This window comes from Streptomyces sp. WMMB303, from assembly GCF_029351045.1.
In the GTDB taxonomy this organism is placed as follows: Bacteria; Actinomycetota; Actinomycetes; order Streptomycetales; family Streptomycetaceae; genus Streptomyces.
On record NZ_JARKIN010000001.1, the window covers coordinates 623,876 to 642,745 of the forward strand.

Below are 18,870 nucleotides of genomic sequence, written 5' to 3' on the forward strand. Positions count from 1 at the left end.
TACCACTGCACGAACGACGAGCGGCAGTTCCCCACACGCGGTGCTGGTCGTTCCGGTCGCCGCACCAGCAACACCGTTCCACCAGCTCGCGTTTGCTCCGCCTTGCTCTGCCGAGATCCGCCGGACGGTCGTCCGCCGCCCGGTCTCCCAGGCCGCACAACCGTGCGGTCAGCAGAAGGAGCCAGTCTTGCGAAGATCAACCTCCCACAGAGGCACCACCGCCACCTCCCACAGACGCCTCCTGCCACCCAAGGCATCGGCGGGCGTCGCGCTCGGCGCCGTGGCCGCCCTGCTCTCGGTCGCCGTCCAGACCGGCCCGGCCGCCGCCGACGACCAGAGCCACGACACCGCGGCGGCAGCCGCCAAGGGCGCCGACACCGGAGCCCTGCCCGTCAAGCTCTCGCCCGCCCAACGCGACGCGCTGCTGCGGAAGGCGGACAGCAAGAAGGCCGCCACCGCCGACAAGCTCGGCCTGGGCGCCAAGGAGAAGCTGGTCGTCCGCGACGTGCTCAAGGACCGCGACGGCACCGTCCACACGCGCTACGAGCGCACCTACCGCGGAATGCCCGTGCTCGGCGGCGACCTCGTCGTGGAGACCACCGCGAAGGGCGCCACCAAGGAGGTCGGCCGGGCCTCCAAGCACGCGCTCAAGAACCTCTCCGCCAAGGCGGGTGTCCGCCCCGGCACGGCGGAACGGCAGGCCCTGAAGGCCGCCGACGCCGCGGGGTCGAAGAAGACCGACGCGGACCGCGGACCGCGCAAGGTCGTGTGGCTGGTCGAGGGGAAGCCCACCCTCGCCTTCGAGACGGTCGTCGGCGGACTGCAGCACGACGGCACGCCCAGCGAGCTGCACGTCGTCACGGACGCGCGCACCGGCAAGAAGATCAGCCAGTGGGAGGGCGTCCAGACCGGCATCGGCAACACCCAGTACAGCGGCCAGGTCACCCTCGGCACCGCGCAGTCGGGATCGAACTACACGCTGACCGACAACGCCCGCGGCGGCCACAAGACCTACAACCTCAACCACGGGACCTCCGGCACCGGCTCCCTCTTCTCCCAGTCCTCGGACACCTGGGGGAACGGCAGCCCGTCCGATCCCGCCACCGCGGGTGCGGACGCGCACTTCGGTGCCGCGGAGACCTGGGACTACTACAAGGAGGTCTACGGCCGCTCCGGCATCCGTGGTGACGGCCAGGCCGCCTACTCCCGGGTCCACTACGGCAACAGCTACGTCAACGCGTTCTGGAGCGACTCCTGCTTCTGCATGACGTACGGCGACGGCTCGGGCAACAGCAAGCCGCTGACCTCGCTGGACGTGGCGGGGCACGAGATGACCCACGGTGTCACCTCGGCCACCGCCGGCCTGATCTACAGCGGTGAGTCCGGCGGCCTCAACGAGGCGACCTCGGACATCTTCGGCACGGCCGTGGAGTTCCACGCCGCCAACTCGACCGACAAGGGCGACTACCTGATCGGCGAGAAGATCGACATCAACGGTGACGGCTCTCCGCTGCGCTACATGGACAAGCCCAGCCGGGACGGCGCCTCCAAGGACTACTGGTACTCGGGCATCGGGAACAGCGACGTGCACTACTCGTCGGGTCCCGCCAACCACTGGTTCTACCTGCTGAGCGAGGGCAGCGGCGCCAAGGTCATCAACGGCGTCAGCTACGACTCGCCCACCTCCGACGGTCTCCCGGTCACCGGGATCGGCCGCGAGAAGGCCGCGCTGATCTGGTACAAGGCGCTGACCACCAAGTTCACCTCCACCACCAACTACGCCGGGGCACGCGCCGGCACCCTCGCGGTGGCCGGTGACCTGTACGGCACCGACAGCGCCGAGTACAAGTCGGTGGCGGATGCCTGGGCCGGTGTCAACGTCGGCGAACGCCCCGGCGGCGACCCCGACCCCGGCGACGGCAAGACGTTCACCAACGACACGGACGTCTCCATCCCGGACTACCCCGGCTCCGCGGTGACCTCCAAGATCACCACCACCGGTCTGAGCGGCAAGGCGCCCAGCAACCTCAAGGTGGGCGTGAACATCGTGCACACCTACAGCGGTGACCTGCAGGTCGACCTGGTGGGCCCGAGCGGCAGGTCGTACCGCCTGCACAGCTCCTCCGGCGACTCGACGCCGAACATCGACACCACCTACACCGTCAACGCCTCGTCCGAGAACGCCAACGGTGTCTGGAAGCTGAAGGTCCGGGACAGGGGCTACTTCGACACCGGATACATCAACAGCTTCAAGCTCACCTTCCCGTAACCCTCCGCAGCACCGGTCCGGCGCGCTGCGCGCCGGACCGCCGCGCCCCGGACGTGCGCCGTGCCGGGAGCCATGGCTCCCGGCACGGCGCACGTCCGGGTCGCCGTACGCGTCCCTTCGGGTGTCCTTCCCGGTGCAGGGCCGGACCCCTCAGCCCTGCCGGGCGAAGTGTCCGTGCAGCATTCCGGTCGCCTGACCGACCTCGATCAGATAGCCGTCGGGATCGCGCAGGTAGCAGCGCAGTTCGGCCTCCCGGTCGATGGGCGGAGTGAGGAACTCGGCGCCCTTGGCCGTCCACTCCTCGTACACGGACTGGATGTCGGCCACCCGGAGGTTCATGAAGCTGGAGACCGTGTCCCGGGTCTCGGGGGGCTGCAGCGTCACCCCGGGTTTGTCAGGTGTGGGCCCGCCGCCGGGATTCATGATGACCCAGCTGTTGGCGAGCCGGATGGTGCAGGGGTTTTCCTCCAGGACGATCTCTCCGCCCAGCACCTCGCTGTAGAACCGGCGCGAGCGCGCCACATCGTCCACGGTGAGGAAGACGGTCACCACCATTCCCTCGCCGGGCGCGGGAAAGGCGTTGTCGCTCGACAGGCTCTCGGGCATGACGCGCGCTCCTTCACTGGGGGCAGCCGCACACCGGTGGAGAGCACCGGCAGGCTCCGTGGCCCGACGCGCACCCGGCCGGCGGCCGGGGCGGCCCGGCATGCTTCGAGCCTAGGCGACCGGGACGGCGAGGGCATCCCGGGAGCGGCGCAGCCGGCCCCGCGGCAGCGCCGCCCGACCCGCCGTTCCGGCACCGGACGGCGTGCAGGCGCACGCTCGCCACCCGGACACCCCGGACTCCCGGGCCCCCGCACGGCCCGGAACACGGAAAGCATGGCGGGGGTACTCCCGTTCAGTGAGAATTCCGACCGGTGCAGAATACGGGTCACCGGGAATTCACCGGCCGCACGGATAGCTTTCCGATGCGGGGACCCACTGCCTCTCCAGACGGCCGGCAATCGCCTGCGACCTTCAGAAACGCCTGACCGAGAGGGTAGGCTCACCACTTGTGCCGCACATCCGGTCGCCTCGCGCCATTCCGATCCGGATACCGGCCGGCACAATGATTCTTTTACACAGTCGACCGCCGAAATTCACTGCCAGTTCACCGCCCCGCCCACTTCACGCTATCCCCTGGACCGCATATGCCCAAACTCTCCGTCATCGTGCCGTGCCACAATGTGCAGGAATTCGCGGAAGACACCCTGAGAAGTCTCGCCAACAACGCGGGGCCGACAACGGAGTTCATCCTGGTCGACGACTGCTCCACGGACTCCACCCCGGAGATTCTGGACCGGTGGGAGCACCGCCTCCCCGGCTCCACCGTCATCCGGCACGAGGAGAACCGGGGTATCGCCCGCAGCCGCAACGCCGGGATCGAGGCGGCCAGCGGGGACTACCTGACCTTCCTGGACGGTGACGACTGGTACGGCCCCGGCCACCTCGACGAACTCGTCCGCGTCATCGAGCGGTCGGGCTGCGACTTCGTACGCACCGACCACGTCCAGAGCACCAGCACCAAGCGTGTCGTGCGCCGCGCCCCCGCGCCGGTACGCGACACGGTGCTGGACCCGCGCGATGTGATCGCTCCTCCGCAGGCGGAGACGATGGTGGACTACCCGTTCGTCTGGGCCGGCATCTACCGCCGCACCCTGTTCGAGGACGGGGCGCTGCGGTTCGCCGCCGATCTGCGCACCGCCGAGGACCGGCTGTGGACCTGGCGACTGCACCTGGCGGCCCGCTCGTTCGCGGTCACGGGCCTGCTCGGAGTGTTCTACCGGCGCGGGGTGACCACCTCGCTCACCCAGATCCGCGACGCCCGGCAGTTGGACTTCATCCCCGCCCACGACGCGCTCCTCGCCGACCTGGCCGCCGATCCGGAAGGGGACCGCTTCCTGCCCAAGGCGGTGCGGACGTACTGCGCGCTGATCGCCTTCCACCTGGCCAACATCCGGCGCTACCACGCCCCGGTGGCACGGCAGCTGAAGAAGAGGGTGGCCTCCGCGCTGCAGCGCATGCCCCAGGACGTGCTCGACCTGACACTGGCGGGGATGGACCACGCACGCGCCGACAGACTGCAGCGCATGCGCGCGGTCGGAAGGGCGGCCTGACCCATGCCGGATCCCCGTGGGCCGGCGCAGCAGCGCCGCGCCGACCAGCAGTCCGCCCGCCCAGTCCAGATCTTCGAGGTCTCCACGCTCTACGGAGCCGCGACCCTGGCCGCCTCCGTGGACGCGGGACAGTTCGGGCAGCCGGAGGCGGCCCGCCGTATCCTCCTGGTCTCCAACAACGCCGCCACTCCGGAGGCGGCCACCCGCCTCCCCGCGATGAACGGCTTCGAGCGGCTGGCGGCGCGGTTCGACGAGATCGTCGACTGGAACGAGGCCATCCAGCCGTACCACCCCAGCACCTGGACCCCGCTGCGGGACGAGGCACCGGTGTGGGAGCGGATGTTCCGGCACGCCTGGGGGCTGGGGAGCGCACCCGTGGAGCTGGTGGTGGAATCCGTCCACGTCAGCCCGGCCAAAGCGCTGGCCACCGTCTTCAGCGGCAGTGCGGTGCACGTCTACGCCGACGGTCTGATGAGCTACGGACCCACCCGGGAGCGGCTCCCGCAGTGGCTGGGCTGCCGCGTCCAGCGGCTGCTGCATCTCGATCTGGTGCCCGGACTGCGCCCTCTGCTGCTGGCGGAGCACACCGTCCCGCCCGAGGCCGTGCCCGACGCGGCGTTCCTGAAGGTGCTCGGCGAGCTGGGAGAGGCCGCCGCCGGGGAGCCGGAGCTGGCCCGCGTCGCACAGGACCGCCCGAGCGCCGTGCTGCTGGGGCAGTACCTCGCGGCGCTGGGCATCCTCACCCCCGAGGAGGAGGAAGAGCTGCACGCCCGGATGCTGCGCGGGGCGGTGGCCGCGGGCCACTCGGGTGTGGTGTTCAAGCCCCATCCCACAGCGCCGGCGCGCTACTCCCGCGTCCTGGAGCAGGAAGCCGCTCGGGCGGGAGTGCGGCTGCACGTCCTGGAAGGCCCCGTGCTGGCCGAGGCCGTGTACGACCGGTGCCGTCCCACGCTGGTCGTGGGCTGCTTCTCCACCGCCCTGCTGACTGCGGCCGCCTACTACGGCATCGCGATCGCCAGGGTGGGCACGGAGGCGCTGCTGGAGCGGCTGACGCCGTATCAGAACAGCAACCGCGTTCCCGTCACGATCGTCGACTACGCCGTGCCGGAGCTGTCCGACCGCCCGCAGGAGGCCCCCGGCATCGCGGAGCGGGCCGACGAACTCGGCGCGCTGGTGCGGACCGTGGGCTACTGCATGCAGGCCAAGCTCCATCCGGAGCTGCGCCAGGAGGCCGCCGCCTGGCTGGAGGAGCACCTCGGTGAAGCCACCGAACGCTACTTCAAGCGCCGCCGGCTGACCGCGCTCGCCCTTCCCGGAGGCGGTACGTCGGTCCGGGCCAGGCTGCTGCGGACCAGCCCCTCGGCGCGCTGGGCGGCCCGCCGGATCCGCGCGGCGCAGTCGGCGGTACGGGGATGAGCACGACGGGTGGGCCGGTGCCGGACAGCTGTTGTCCGGCACCGGCCCTCCCGTCGTCGGACCGCGGCCGGCGGCCACGGTGGCAGCTGCCTACCCGAGGTAGCGCCTCAGCTTGAACCGCCCCCACAGCATGCTCAGTCCGAAGGACGGCACCACCGTGACGACCGTCAGCGCGGCCGCGGCTCCCGCTGCCCCCAGCCATCCGCGGTCGGCGGAGAGAAACGCGGGCGCGATCGTCTTCAGCAGCAGCACATGGAACATGAACGCCCCCAGCCCGGCGTCCGTCAGCTTGGTCAGCGCGGGACGCATCCGCTCCGGGATCCGCACCCCGTTGGCGGCGAACAGCACGCAGACGCTGAGCGCGGCGACGAAGATGCTGGCGTTGGGGATCACGAAGTGGATGCGGTCCTGCGACCAGAGCACCGGGCCCATGGACGCCACGGCGCCCGCGAGCCACCAGCCGCGGTGCCTGCGCCGGGTGGCGGGCAGGCTGAGCAGCAGAGCTCCGATCACGGCGTAGACGAGTGAGTAGCTGCCGACCTGCCAGCCGAAGTGCGGTACGTCCCAGCCGGTCAGCCTCGCCAGATCACTGAAGGCCGTAGGACCCGCCGAGATGACCACGAGTGCGGCCACCACGCCCCAGGGACGCTTGCCCGCCTTGAGCAGCATCACGAAGCCCAGGATCAGGATGAGCGGCACGTGGGCGTAGAAATACCACAGGTGGAAGGCCGGTTGGACGGTGCCGAAGAGCGCGTCCAGGGCCAGCTTCGAGGTCGGACCGCCGTTCGTGTCCCGCAGCCGCCCCCACAGCAGGTAGACCGCCGACCAGATGCCCACCGGGATGATCATGCGCAGCGAACGCTTGCGCAGCGTCCCGCCGTTCCGCGGCGGCGCGCCCACCAGCACCGCCCAGCCGGCGATCGCGAAGTACATCGGAACGGCCCAGCTGGTCACCGAGTCGAGGAAGAGCCCCGTCCAGTAGACAGCGCGGCCGTTCTCCGCACTCTTGCCGACCGCGAGCATGCACTCGCCGCCGACGTGCCCGGTGATGACCGCGCAGGCACAGATCACCCGCAGCAGGTCGATGTCGAAGCGGTGTTCGCGACGCGCCGGCGGCGCGGCGGGCGCCTGCCCGGAAGCGGCCGGCCCGGGGCCGGGTCCGGTCTCGGTGACAGCGGTGGCCGCCGCCGGATCCGGGGAGGGAACCACCGGACTCGCGGGCGGAGTCACCGGGCCCGCGGAAACTTCATCAGTTGACATGCCCAGCCTTGTGAGGACGAGGATTTCCTGTACCACCTCGCCGGTCACCGGCGAGCAGACCCGCAAGAGCGTGCCAGCCGCCCGGGCCCGCAACCTGTACGGAAGGGGAACAGCAGCGGAACTCCTCCGCCGGGCCCGTGCCGCGGGCGCCGGATGCCGGCGTTGCCATGTTCGGGCAGCGGAGAGCCGGGTACAGGCGCAGGGGTCGTCGGCATCCTCCGCGCGAGTGGTGCGCGGTCGCCGGTGTCCGACGACAACCGGCTGTCCCGTTCCAGGAGGTTCCCGCAGGTGTCCGAGCCCACGTCCACGACCGCCCCCGCGCACGGCGGCGAACCCGGCCCGCGCCGGCTCGGAGGCGCGTCCCGGCCGTCGGGCCGGGAGGCGGCCTCGCGTCCGCTGACCGTGCAGATCGGCCACGAGGAGCTGGTGATCCGCCGGCGGTACGCCACCGCGAGCATCGTCAACGACATCCTCATCGCCCTCTGGTTCATCGTCGGCAGCGTGATGTTCTTCTCCGAGGCGTGGACCGAGCCGGGCACCTGGTGCTTTCTCCTGGGGAGCGTGGAACTCCTCGTCCGCCCGGTCATCCGGCTCGGCCGGCACATCCATCTCCGGCGCGTGGGCGGCAGCCCGGAGACGGCGCACATGGCGCCCTCGCAGGACTACTGAGACCTGTCGGGGTGTCGTCGCGGCCGGGTGAGCCAGCCCGGCCGCGGGACGGAACCGCTCCCCCCGATGCCCGGCGGCGGGCAGGCCGGTTCCGGAAGCGCGATCCGATCTCCCCCTTTAATCTGAAAATGGTGGATAAGACAGCGACCCCTGAGGTGCGGCATGCGGGATCACAGAGACGTCGATGCCGAATCGGACGAGCCGGACGAGGGCGAGGACGAACATGACGCCCCTCCCCCCGACGGCGGCGAAGGGGAGGCCGAGACGGAGTGGAGCGAGGAGGGGGACGGCGAAGAGCCACTGGAAGGCGAGCTTACCGAGGCCTCCTCCGCACAGCCGACAGAGAGGTCCGACGCCCCGGATGTCCTCCTCGACGTACCGCAACTCCGGGTCGAGGAGATCAATCTGCAGGTCGAGGACCTGCAGGCCCGGGTGTCCCTGCAGGCTGAGGTCCTGGACCTGCTCAAGCTCAACGTCGGCGCCGATGTGTCGCTCGGCCGCGTGGAGCTGGACATCAAGGGCGTGGAGGCACAGGCCCTGCTCAAGGTCCGGCTCGACAACGTCGCCGCGATCGTGGGCAGGGTGCTGTCCACCATCGACCGCAACCCGCAGATCCTGGAGCAGATCACCTCCGGTGTCGGCTCCGCGGCGGAAAGCCTGGGCGGCGGCGCCGGAAAGGCCGTCGGGGAGCTGGGGGAGGGCGCGGGCGAAGCCGTACAGGATGTCGGGCAGGGCGCGGGCCGGGCCGTGGAGAACGTCGGGGAAGGCGCGGGAGAGGCCGTCCAGGATGTCGGGGAAGGCGCGGGCCGGGCGGTGGAGGATGTCGGGGGAGGCGCGGGAAAGGCGGCGCAGGACGTCGGGGAAGGCGCGGGAAAGGCGGCCGGAGAGGTCGGCCAGGGAGCCGGAAGAGCGACCGAGAAAGTCGGCGGGGAAGCCGGGGAGGCGGTCGGAGAGGCGGGTACCGAAGCCGCCGAGACCGCCGGCTCGGCCGGACGTGCGGCGAAGCGGGCCACCGGTGGAGCGTCCGGCGCGGCCTCGAGCCGCGGCAACAGCCCCGGGACCGCTGGGCGGACGAAGAAGGCTTCGGGCTCCAGGAGCCGAGACGAGTCCGGGCGGACATCGCACAAGGACGGGTCTTCGTTCCGCAGCCGCGGGCGAGGGCGGCCGCCATGAACGCCCGATCCGGACATCGAGGCCACCTCGACCGTCGAGGCTGACCGCCCCGGCTCCGCCGAGTCCGGGCTCCGCGGGCCGGGCCAGCCGGACGGCCCGCACCGGAGGCGGATCTTCCGCTCGGTGCGCCGCCGTCTGTCTCTCGACCCGCCGACGTAAGACATGCCCCCGGTCGACGGAGGTCCGGCTCCCGCTCCCACCCCGCGGCCGTCGGAACACAAGCCGCGCCGGGACCGGCAGCCGTATGGCGTCGCTTGTCCGGCATGGTCGGCATGTCGATACCGACACCATCCCGCCCTGATTCCCGCCCTCTCGGCAGCAGTTGCTCTCAGCCGTTGTCCGGAGTTCCATCGAGCGCACCCCGGGAGAAGAGCACATCAGCCACGGCCAGGCGCAGCGCTTCGAGTGTGTCGATCTGCCCGAGAGCCCGCTCCAGCAGCGCGCTGAGCCGGGCCTCGTCCCATGCGCCTTCCTGCTGCGCCCTCCTCAGCAGGGTGCGCCAGAGCAGGCTCTTCCCCTCGACACCCAACCGCAGCGTCTCCAGGTCCATGAGAGTGCTCAGCCCGGAGGGGCCACGCAGAGCCCCGTTGGACCTCAGACGCGAAAGCCGCTCGGCGGCCCATCCGCCGCAGACCTTGTACCGGTGGGCGGGTATTCCCAGCCCGTCCATGAGGGTCAACAGGGCCTGCCGGTCGGCCGCGATCTGCTCGGCGAGGCGCTCCAGTTCGGCACGGTGCACCCCGCCGCGACCCCGGCGGGATATCCGGCGCGCGAGCGCGGTGCCGAACGTCGCGCCGGCCAGGTGGTCGTTGAGGTAGACCGAGAGTCTGTCGGCATGCATGGTGGCCCTTCCCCGGTTGGACCGGGACTTCCTCAGGGAGCGCCTCCGCACGCGGGGAGAGCTCCGGAACGGAGCGTCCCGCCCCGTCAGGAAGGCCCTACTTCCGCCGGTCCTCGCCTTCGACGGTCTCCTCGCCGTTCTGCTCCTCCTCGGCAGATCCTTCGTCATCGTGGTCGTGCTCCGCGCCTTCCTGTTCCTCGCGCTCCTCCCGCACGACCTCGTCATGGCTGCGGACGACCTCCCCGTCGCGGATCTCGCACCGCCGGCCCTCCACTTCTTCGGCCTGGAGAGTGACATAGCGCTGGAAGTGCTTGAGGTCGAGGCGAAGGCGCCGGCCCTGAGCCCGCCAGATGTTGCCGAGCTTCTCGAAGAAGCCGGAGGGGTAGTACTCCACGACCACCGTGACCCGTGTCAGCTTCTCGTCGAGCCAGTGGAAGCTGACCGCGCCGCGAGTAGTGCCCTTCGAGCCTTCCGACGTCCACACGATCCGCTCGTCCGGCACCATCTCCAGCGTGGTGGCCTGCCAACTGCGGGTGGACGGCCAGACGCGGACCTTCCAGTCGGTGGTGGTCTCGTCCTCGTCGTCCACCGACACGCTGCTGACGCCGTTGGTGAACGTGCCGAAGTCCTCGAACTGCGAGAAATGGTTGTAGACGACACGAAGCGGCCGGCCGATGTCCACATGCTCGATGATGTTGATGGCCTTGAGGTCCCCGGCTTCGCTGCCGCCGCCGTCCGCACCGACCGCTTCCTTGGCCTTCCCCACGGCTTTGTCCTTGGCACTCACGGCCTTCTCCTTGACGACAGCCTTGACCGGGTTCTCGCCCCTGGCCGCGGCTGCCGCAGCGCCTGCGACAGCTCCGCCGTCTCCGTCCGCCACACTTCCGAGCTTGTCCGTCACCTTGCCGACGGCCTGCTTGCCCACCGCGCCCAGGTACTCGAGGAACTGCTCACGAAGTTGGTCGAGAGGGGAGCCGCCCTCATCCGGCTTCGTCCTCTCCGGCTTTCCGGCCACGCCACTCACCTCCTACGGCTCGTGCGGGCGGCGGACCTTTTGCTCGACGTGCTGGAGCTCTTCTTGGCGGACGAGCCCTCCGTCGTCCGCCTGCTCGACCGGGCGGGCGCCGTCTTCCTGCCTCCGGCCGCGGCGCTCTTCGTCCGCTCGCGGGAGCTGCCCGCCGTCCTGGCCGACGCCCTCTCGGCAGGCTTGCGGCGCGGCTCCCCGTCTTCCTCCCGGGCCCCCTCCTCCGCTTCTTCCTCGCCCTCGCCGCCCTGGTCGCCCTCGTCGCCCTTCTCTCGAGAGCCCTCTTCGTCCTGCACCTCTCCCCTGGAGCCCAGGCGCTCGGTACGACCGCGGAGCGACTCGGTGACGGCCTCGATGCGCCGGTCGGTGACGGAGCTGAGCGCTGTGCGCGCGGCGCCCACCAGTTCCTCCTGCACCTGCTCGGTGAGGGCCGCGAACTGGGGAGTCCCGGAGAGCTTCCGGAGCCCCTTGCTCACCAGTTCCTGCGGATCGAGTCCCAGTCGGCGCCCGGCGACCGCGGTTCCCAGTACGAGCGCGAGCTTCGCCTTCCTCGTCCTGCCGAGCAGGTATCCGCCCGCGACTGCGGCGATGACCGCCTTCTTGCAGCTTTCTTCCATGGCCGTTTCCTTGGACTCGTCGGCGAATGCCTCAGTGCCGTCGCCGGATTCCGGGACGGTGTCGTCCCGCGTGGCGGGCCGGGTGGGCCGGACACAGCAGCGCAGTGCCACGCCGTGCTCCTGAAGAGGCGGCGCTCTCCCCGAGCCACCCGCCGGCTGGGGGCTCTCGGCGTCTGGAGCCGCGGGGCACACCGGGGCGGGGACGCTCCCGACGCCGGCACCCACCTCGGTGACATTGATACGACATGTAGATATTGTGAGCAGACGCCCCTGTATGTCGCACCCCGTGCCCGGCATACGCGGTACGCAGCCACTGGATCGGAAAGGGGGGCCGGCCGCACATCCGAAGTGCAGCCGTGCTGCCTCCGCGAGGCTCCGCGCGCGCCGGATGTCCGCCGCGACCAGCGCAGCGAACGCCCGCCCGCGGCGCCGGCGCCGCCCTTGTCGCCACCCTCGTCATCCTCCAGAAGCGCGACCCCGGGGACGACGCGTCCACCTCCACGACCTCGCTGAACTGCGGCGATCGCGGCTTCGACGGCTGCCGCACGGGGTGGCCCGCACAGCGCCGGGTGACCGGCCGCGGTGGTCGCCGAGCCGTCCCGTGCGGGCGGCACGGGACGGCTCGGGCAGCGGCGCGAAGGTGGCCGACCGCCGCCGGTGGATCAGGCCCCGCCGCGTCCGCTCACCGCTGTGCGGAGGGGCCACGGAGCTCCACGACTCCCCGCGGTGCGTTCAGCACTCGCCCCGCCACTCGACCTTCTGGATGACGAGCGTGCGGTAGGCGGTCCACTTGTACTGGCCGGGCCCGGGGTTGTAGTGGAAGCAGGAGGTCGTCGTCCCCTCCTACCAGTAGGTTGTGCTTCCGTGCCGGGTCCGGGCAGCGGCTTCCTCCCGTCGCCGCCGGACAGCGTCCCCGGCTGTCAGTCCGCCGGGTGGGAACCCGGGGTGTGCCCGAAGGTCCGCCGGAAGACGTCGATGAACGCGCTGGTCGAAGACCAGCCGCAGCGGTGGGCGACCGAGGTGACCGGCTCCTTCTCGGCCAGCAGGACCAGGGCGTGCTGGAGCCGCAGTTGGGTGCGCCACTGCGGGAAGGTCATGCCGAGGTCGTCGCGGAACAGCCGGGAGAGGGTGCGGTCGCTCGCGCCGACCTGGCGACCGAGGTCGCCGAGGGTGCGGCCGTCGGCCGGGTCGGCGCGCAGGATCCCGCACAGGGCACGCAGTGCGGGTGAGGCGGGGGCGGGCAGGTGCAGCGGCTGCTGTTGCGGGGAGGCGCGCAACTGGTCGAGCAGCACCGCGCGGAGCCGGGCGCGTTCGGGGCTCTCGTCGTCGGGTGCGCGGGTGTAGGCGATGATCAGCTCACGCAGCAGCGGGCCCACGGCGAGCACCGTGGGGGCGTCCAGGCGGAGCGGGTTGTCGGTCCCGGGCAGCCCCACCAGGTGCAGGTCGAGTTCCCCACGGGCCTCGTGGGCGTGCACGGTGCCGGCCGGCACCCAGATGGCGCGGTTCCCCGGGGCGACCCAGGAGCCGGAGCCGGTCGTGACGATCAGCACCCCGCGCCCGGCGTAGACGATCTGGTGGTCGTCGTGCCGGTGCGGGTCGATCGCGCCACCGGGGGCCAGTCGCCGGGTGTGCGTCGGAGCGATCGGAGTGTGGCGGTTCTCCGTCATCATCTGGCAGATTATCGGAAGCCCGACAGCGGCGCCGCCCCGGAGCATGGCGGTGTGCGAAGAAACCTCTCGATCACTCTGCTGTCCGTCGGGCACGCCTGCGTCGACGTGTACCAGGGCGCGGTGGCGTCCCTGGTCCCGTTCTTCGTCGCCGAGCGCGCCTACGGCTATGCCACCGTCTCCGGCCTGGTGCTGGCCGCCTCCCTGCTGTCCTCGGTGGTGCAACCGGCGTTCGGCGCCGTGACCGACCGCTGGTCGATGCCGTGGCTCCTGCCGGTCAGCACGCTGGTGGGCGGCGCGGGCATCGCGCTGAGCGGGACCGGCGGCTCCTACGGTGTGACCGTGCTGTTCGTGGCCGTCTCCGGGATCGGCGTGGCCGCCTATCATCCCGAGTCCGCCCGGATCGCCCGGATCGCGTCCCGTGGCAGCCACAGCGCCATGGGCTGGTTCTCCACGGGCGGCAACCTCGGCTTCGCCCTCGCCCCGCCGATGGTCGGCGCGGTGGTGGGCACCGGCGGACTGCGCCTGACTCCGCTGCTGGCGCTGCCCGCGCTCGTCGGGAGCGTGCTGTGCCTGCCGGTGCTGCGCGCGCTGGGACGGCGGCACGCCGCCGGGGTCTCCGCGGCGCGGACGGACGGAGGCGACGACCGGGCCGCGTTCGTGCGACTGTCGCTGGCCGTGGTGTGCCGCTCGATCGTCTTCGTCGGACTGAGTACGTTCCTCTCGCTGTACGCGCGGCAGCGGATGGGCGGCGGCCCCGCGACGGGCACGGCGGCCCTGTTCGTGCTCTACCTGGGCGGCGCGGTCGGCTCCGTGCTGGGCGGAACGCTGGCGGGCCGCTGGGGGCGGGTCGCGGTCGCCCGCCGGTCGTACCTGGTCGCGACCGGCGCGGTCGCGGGGGTGCTGGTCGCGCCGGGCCCGGCCCTGTACCTGTTCGTGGCGCTCACATCGGTCGGTCTCTACGTGCCCTTCTCGCTGCAGGTCACCCTCGGCCAGGACTATCTGCCCTCGCGGGTCGGCACCGCGGGCGGGATCACACTCGGGCTGGCCGTCAGCGTCGGCGGTCTGGCCGGCCCCCCGCTGGGCGTCCTCGCCGACGCGACCTCGCTGCGGACCGCGCTGGCCCCGCTCGTCCTGATGCCGGTGCTGTGCTGGCTGCTGTTCCGCACCCTGCCGGAACCGGCCGCACCGCTCCCGGCCCCCGGGCCGCCAGGGGGCCCGGCCGCCGCGGAGGCGGATTCGGGCACGACGGAAGCGGACGCGACGGCCGCGGGGCCCGGTCGGCAGTCCCGCCGGGGCTGAGCCGAGCCGCCCCCGTTCGCAGGGGCGCCGCGGACGAGCCACCTGAGCCTGAGCTGCCCGCCGCCGCGCTCAGCGACGGCGGGCGGGGCTCTCAGGGTCCCTACGACCGCGTCGGCCAGACCAGCGCCTGGGCGACGACGACGTTCTCCCCGTCGAAAGTGACGGCGGGGCCTTCGTGCAACTCGTAGCCCATGCCCATCACCTCGCTCACACGGTGGCAGAACGCGGCATCGTCCGGCCCGGTCAAGACCCGGTAGAGGGGCCATCCCTCAGGCGGTGTACTCATGGGCGAAGGATCTCACGCAGACTCCGGGTCCACCCCCAACTCCTTCGCCCCCCAGGTCGTGGGGCGACCGCGCGTCAGGCGTGGAGCCCGTCGTCCGGCGGGCGGTGCGGGCACGGACCGTGAGGAATCGGCTGCCGGGCGGACACTCCGTGGTGGGCACGGGCGGGCGGCCGACTGGTCAGTGACTGCCGTTCAGTTGCCCGGCCAACTGCGAGTGCATGGTGGCGCTGGGCTCGTTCAGGCCGATGATCGTGACCTGCTTGCCGCGCTCCGCGTACTTGGTCTCCACGGCGTCGAGAGCGGCGACGGAGGAGGCGTCCCAGATGTGGGCGTCGGACAGGTCGATGACGACGTCGTCCGGGTCGTCCTTGTAGTCGAACTGGTAGACGAGGTCGTTGGAGGAGGCGAAGAACAGCTCGCCGGTGACGGCGTAGACGACCTGCGTACCCTCGGGGTCGACGACGCCGGTGACTTCGGCGAGACGGGCCACCCGCTTGGCGAAGATCACCATGGCGGTGACCGAGCCGACGACGACGCCGATGGCGAGGTTGCCGGTGGCGACGACCACGATGACCGTGATGGCCATGACCGCGATCTCACCGGCCGGCATGCGCTTGAGGGTCTTGGGCCGGATCGAGTGCCAGTCGAAGGTGCCGACAGCCACCAGGACCATGACCGCGACGAGCGCTGCCATGGGGATGTCGGAGACCACGGGGCCGAAGGCGATGCACAGCACGAGCAGGAAGGCCCCGGCCAGAAAGGTGGACAGGCGGGTGCGCGCGCCGGACGTCTTCACGTTGATCATGGTCTGGCCGATCATGGCGCAGCCGCCCATCCCGCCGAAGAAGCCCGTGACGATGTTGGCGACGCCCTGGCCCACCGACTCGCGGGTCTTGTCGGAGTGGGTGTCGGTGATGTCGTCCACCAGCTTGGCCGTCATCAGGGATTCCATGAGACCGACCAGTGCGAGCGCGAGGGCGTAGGGGGCGATGACGGTGAGCGTGTGCAGGGTGAGGGGCACATCGGGCAGGCCGGGGACGGGAAGGGAACCGGGCAGCTTGCCCTTGTCGCCGACTGTGGGGACGGCGATACCCGCGGCAAGGGTGACCACCGTGAGAATGATGATGGACACCAGCGGTGCGGGCACCGTCTTGGTGAGCTTCGGGAAGAGGACCATCAGCAGCAGTCCCGCCGCGATCAGCGGGTAGACGGGCCATGGCACATGCGTCATCTCTGGCACCTGGGCCATGAAGATCATGACGGCCAGGGCGTTGACGAAGCCCACCATGACGCTGCGGGGGACGAACCGCATCAGCTTGGCGACGCCGAGAGCCCCGAGGATCATCTGGAAGACACCGCCGAGGATGACGGTGGCGATCAGGTAGTCCAGCCCGTACTCGTGGTTCAGCGGTGCGACAACGAGGGCGACGGCGCCGGTGGCGGCCGAGATCATCGCCTTGCGGCCGCCGACGAACGAGATGACCACGGCCATGACACAAGCGGCATACAGGCCGACCTTCGGGTCGACGCCGGCGATGATCGAGAAAGAGATCGCCTCGGGAATCAGCGCGAGGGCCACCACCAGACCGGCCAGCACCTCGGTGCGCAGCACCTTGGGGGAGGCGAGCCATTCGGGCTTGGACAGGCGCAGCTTGGCAGCCGCGGACAGCGGTGAGGACATGCAACCGTTTCTGTTCAGGCGCGCGTCCAGGCCGTGGACGCACACGCGTCGTACTGGCTCCGCAAGGAATGGGAACCCCCGGTGGCCCGGCCGCCTCAGCGGGGCCGGACCAGGGCGGCAACCGCGCGGTGGCCGATCGGGCATCATTGCCCGGAAGACTCGGGCGCCGCCGGGCCCCCACCGGGGCCTTCGCTACGGCGAGATCGCCTCTACCGTGTACGGACGGCGGAGGCGGACACTTCGAAACTCTACCCTGACGTGAGGGCAGAGTGCGACCCGTGGGCTGTGAAGCGCAGGTGAACCCTCTCAAGATCCTGTGATTCATCTCATGCGCACACGGAGCCGTCCGTCTTCGAAAACAGCGAATGACAGAAGGAGAAGACGCGGCCATGAGTGAGCGGCAGATGCAGATCGGTGAGGTCGCCGAACGGACCGGTTTGTCGCTGCGCACCATCCGCCACTACGAGGAAGTCGACCTCGTCATCCCGTCCGCCCGCAGCAAGGGCGGGTTCCGGCTCTACACCGAGGCCGATGTCGAGCGCCTGATGGTCATCCGCCGGATGAAGCCGCTGGACTTCTCCCTGGAGGAGATGCGGGACCTGCTGGAGATCACCGACCGGATCGCCGCCACGGACGACCCACCCGCCGACGAGGAGCGCGAGCGGCTCCGCGAAAGGCTCGACGCGTACCGCAAGGTGGCTGACGCGCGCTGCGAGACGCTGCGCGCCCGCCTGGAGATGGCCGAGGACTTCGCCTCCACCCTGCGCCACCGCCTGGGTTCGTAGAGCCGCGGCTGACCGGGCACGGCTGGTCCGGCCGGGGGGCATTGCCATGCGGAGCAGCCCGAACGGGAGCACCCGCCCCGGACGGAGCACATCCTCCAGCCGGACCGCAGCGGCAGGCATCTCCCGGCCTGCGGGCCCGCCTTCGCCCCGAGGAGTCTCGCGTGCGGGTGGGCCCGTGCCCGTCTGCTCGTCTCGCGCGCTCCGCACAGGTCCGCAGCGCCTCGCGGTCACCCGTGGGCGGGGTACGGCCGTCCGACGACGGACTGCAACGCGCTGCCGTCAGTGCACCTGAACAGCCGCCTCAGCACACCCCGTGCTTGCGCAGCATCCGCCGCTGGGCGCCGGTCAGCTTCGTCGGGAAGTAGAGGTAGCAGATACCGCCGGTGCCGCCGACGACCTTGCCGTCGGCGTTCTTGCGCTTGGTCCGCAGCCAGATGTTCTCGAACTGCCGCCGCTGGTAGACGTGCCGGACCGAGGAGTTGTCCGGTGAGTTGGGGTCGTTGGCGATGACGTCGCCGGAGGCGGTGAAGCCGATGACGGTCATCAGGTGACCGGAGGTGCCGTAGCCGGCGCCGTCCAGTTCGGACTCGAGGAAGGACTGGGAGGTGATCAGCGGGATGCCCGCCGCGACGAGTTCCTCGGCCTCGTTCAGCGAGTTCATGCGGGTGACGACCGCGTTCATGTCCCGGTAGGTACTGGCGTAGGCACCGTTGAAGGGCCAGTTGCCGCAGCCCTCGTACCGGTAGTCGAAGGTGTACCGGGCGGCATGGCAGATCTGCGGGTCGGCGTAGTCGGGGTTGACCCAGGCCAGGTCCTCGGCGCTGGGTCTGCGGCCCCAGTACTCGATGATCATCTGCGAGGAGGTGGGGCTGCACCACGCCTCTCCCCCGTTGTCGTACTCGGGGTACTGGCCCTTGTGGATCTCCTGCGAGTAGCGCGGCACCTTCAGCTCGACGGCCCGGCCGAGGCCGGGCTCGGAGGCGGGGACCTCGAAGCGGTCGGGTACGTCCGAGCACATCGCGCCGACGCGCCAGACGGTGGGGGTGGCGCGGCTGCCCGGGGCCCGGTACAGCGTCAGGCGGAGCCGATAGGACGTCAGGCGGAGCCCCGTGGAGGGGTCGTCGACGGCGAAGGTGTCGGTGTAGATGGTGCTCTTGCCGTCCTTCTGGCCGCCGACCGAGGTGCGGCGCGGTACGTCGTCGCCGTCGCCCGAGGTCCAGATGCCCATGGTGTACCAGGGGGTGTGCCCGCCGTCCGAGTAGCTGCCGCGCAGTTCGACGCGGATCCAGGTGCCCTCGGGGGTGTGGGCGTTCCAGGAGGCGATGGCCTCGCTCGCGGGGACGGTGCAGGTGTGGCGGGGCGAGGTCCAGGTGGCGTACTCCCAGTCGGCCGCCCTGCCGGTGTGCGGGTCGTTGTAGGTGGTGGTGCCCGCGGGGTGGCCGAGCACGAGTCCCGGGCGCCGGCCCGACCGCACCCGGGTGCCTTCGGTCTCGCCCCCGGCCCAGTCGCGCCGGGAGGCCCAGTCGTGGAACTCCACCCGCCCCGCCTTCCCCGGCCGGGGCGGGCGGCCGGTGTACGGCGCGCCGGTGGTTCCACCCGTCCGGGCGTCGGCTGCCAGAGCGGTGGGGACCGCGCCGGCCGAGGCGGCCACGGCGACCGCGGCGGCCAGGACGGTACGGCGGTTGGCGGATCTGCTGGTCATGCGGAGTGCCCCCAGTCGTGGG

Annotated in this window: 16 protein-coding genes; 7 read left to right on the forward strand and 9 right to left on the reverse strand. The window is 71.0% G+C overall.

Annotated elements, in window-relative coordinates; genetic code table 11:
• Window positions 1-187: 187 nt before the first annotated feature.
• Window positions 188-2,269 carry a M4 family metallopeptidase gene (locus P2424_RS02870; RefSeq protein ID WP_276474225.1) on the forward strand — a complete coding sequence of 694 codons (2,082 nt, stop codon included), beginning with the start codon at window positions 188-190 and terminating at the stop codon, window positions 2,267-2,269.
• A gap of 150 nt (window positions 2,270-2,419) precedes the next feature.
• Here the strand turns inward: P2424_RS02870 and P2424_RS02875 are convergent, their stop codons facing one another.
• Window positions 2,420-2,875 (reverse strand): VOC family protein, encoded by a 456-nt coding sequence (locus P2424_RS02875; protein ID WP_276474226.1) that lies wholly within the window; start codon window positions 2,873-2,875, stop codon window positions 2,420-2,422.
• Between the two features lie 584 nt (window positions 2,876-3,459).
• Between P2424_RS02875 and P2424_RS02880 the strand changes: the two genes are divergently transcribed.
• Both P2424_RS02880 and P2424_RS02885 read left to right on the forward strand, forming a co-directional pair.
• Window positions 3,460-4,425: a glycosyltransferase family 2 protein gene (locus P2424_RS02880; protein WP_276474227.1), complete on the forward strand. Its 966-nt coding sequence runs from the start codon at window positions 3,460-3,462 to the stop codon at window positions 4,423-4,425.
• Between the two features lie 3 nt (window positions 4,426-4,428).
• Window positions 4,429-5,841: a polysialyltransferase family glycosyltransferase gene (locus tag P2424_RS02885; RefSeq protein WP_276474228.1), complete on the forward strand. Its 1,413-nt coding sequence runs from the start codon at window positions 4,429-4,431 to the stop codon at window positions 5,839-5,841.
• A 90-nt stretch (window positions 5,842-5,931) separates the two neighbouring features.
• Here P2424_RS02885 and P2424_RS02890 read toward each other — a convergent pair whose 3' ends face one another.
• Entirely contained in the window at window positions 5,932-7,101 is a 1,170-nt protein-coding gene (locus tag P2424_RS02890; RefSeq protein WP_276474229.1) for an acyltransferase, read from the reverse strand.
• 288 nt (window positions 7,102-7,389) lie between these two features.
• Here P2424_RS02890 and P2424_RS02895 point away from each other — a divergent pair, with 288 nt between their 5' ends.
• Window positions 7,390-7,770 (forward strand): YrhK family protein, encoded by a 381-nt coding sequence (locus P2424_RS02895; RefSeq protein ID WP_276474230.1) that lies wholly within the window; start codon window positions 7,390-7,392, stop codon window positions 7,768-7,770.
• A gap of 162 nt (window positions 7,771-7,932) precedes the next feature.
• Window positions 7,933-8,943 (forward strand): hypothetical protein, encoded by a 1,011-nt coding sequence (locus tag P2424_RS02900; RefSeq protein WP_276474231.1) that lies wholly within the window; start codon window positions 7,933-7,935, stop codon window positions 8,941-8,943.
• Window positions 8,944-9,271: 328 nt separating this feature from the next.
• On the opposite strand, the gene P2424_RS02905 is transcribed toward P2424_RS02900, so the two are convergent.
• The 4 genes from P2424_RS02905 to P2424_RS02920 form a co-directional block, all read right to left on the reverse strand.
• Window positions 9,272-9,784, reverse strand: coding sequence for a hypothetical protein (locus tag P2424_RS02905; protein WP_276474232.1), 513 nt, complete (start codon window positions 9,782-9,784; stop codon window positions 9,272-9,274).
• Between the two features lie 97 nt (window positions 9,785-9,881).
• Window positions 9,882-10,799 carry an SRPBCC family protein gene (locus P2424_RS02910; RefSeq protein ID WP_276474233.1) on the reverse strand — a complete coding sequence of 306 codons (918 nt, stop codon included), beginning with the start codon at window positions 10,797-10,799 and terminating at the stop codon, window positions 9,882-9,884.
• 5 nt (window positions 10,800-10,804) lie between these two features.
• A complete protein-coding gene (locus P2424_RS02915; RefSeq protein ID WP_276474234.1) occupies window positions 10,805-11,536 on the reverse strand; it encodes a hypothetical protein in 732 nt (243 codons plus the stop codon).
• Between the two features lie 809 nt (window positions 11,537-12,345).
• A complete protein-coding gene (locus P2424_RS02920; protein WP_276478799.1) occupies window positions 12,346-13,092 on the reverse strand; it encodes a helix-turn-helix transcriptional regulator in 747 nt (248 codons plus the stop codon).
• Between the two features lie 54 nt (window positions 13,093-13,146).
• On the opposite strand from P2424_RS02920, the gene P2424_RS02925 reads away from it, so the two are divergent.
• A complete protein-coding gene (locus tag P2424_RS02925) occupies window positions 13,147-14,394 on the forward strand; it encodes an MFS transporter (protein ID WP_276474235.1) in 1,248 nt (415 codons plus the stop codon).
• Window positions 14,395-14,494: 100 nt separating this feature from the next.
• On the opposite strand, the gene P2424_RS02930 is transcribed toward P2424_RS02925, so the two are convergent.
• Complete coding sequence (locus tag P2424_RS02930; RefSeq protein ID WP_276474236.1) at window positions 14,495-14,680, reverse strand: DUF1737 domain-containing protein; 186 nt, start codon at window positions 14,678-14,680, stop codon at window positions 14,495-14,497.
• 178 nt (window positions 14,681-14,858) lie between these two features.
• Window positions 14,859-16,361: a SulP family inorganic anion transporter gene (locus tag P2424_RS02935; RefSeq protein ID WP_276474237.1), complete on the reverse strand. Its 1,503-nt coding sequence runs from the start codon at window positions 16,359-16,361 to the stop codon at window positions 14,859-14,861.
• 389 nt (window positions 16,362-16,750) lie between these two features.
• Here P2424_RS02935 and P2424_RS02940 point away from each other — a divergent pair, with 389 nt between their 5' ends.
• Complete coding sequence (locus P2424_RS02940; RefSeq protein WP_276474238.1) at window positions 16,751-17,146, forward strand: MerR family transcriptional regulator; 396 nt, start codon at window positions 16,751-16,753, stop codon at window positions 17,144-17,146.
• A 301-nt stretch (window positions 17,147-17,447) separates the two neighbouring features.
• Here the strand turns inward: P2424_RS02940 and P2424_RS02945 are convergent, their stop codons facing one another.
• Window positions 17,448-18,848 (reverse strand): peptidase C39 family protein, encoded by a 1,401-nt coding sequence (locus P2424_RS02945; RefSeq protein ID WP_276474239.1) that lies wholly within the window; start codon window positions 18,846-18,848, stop codon window positions 17,448-17,450.
• Window positions 18,849-18,870: the final 22 nt, after the last annotated feature.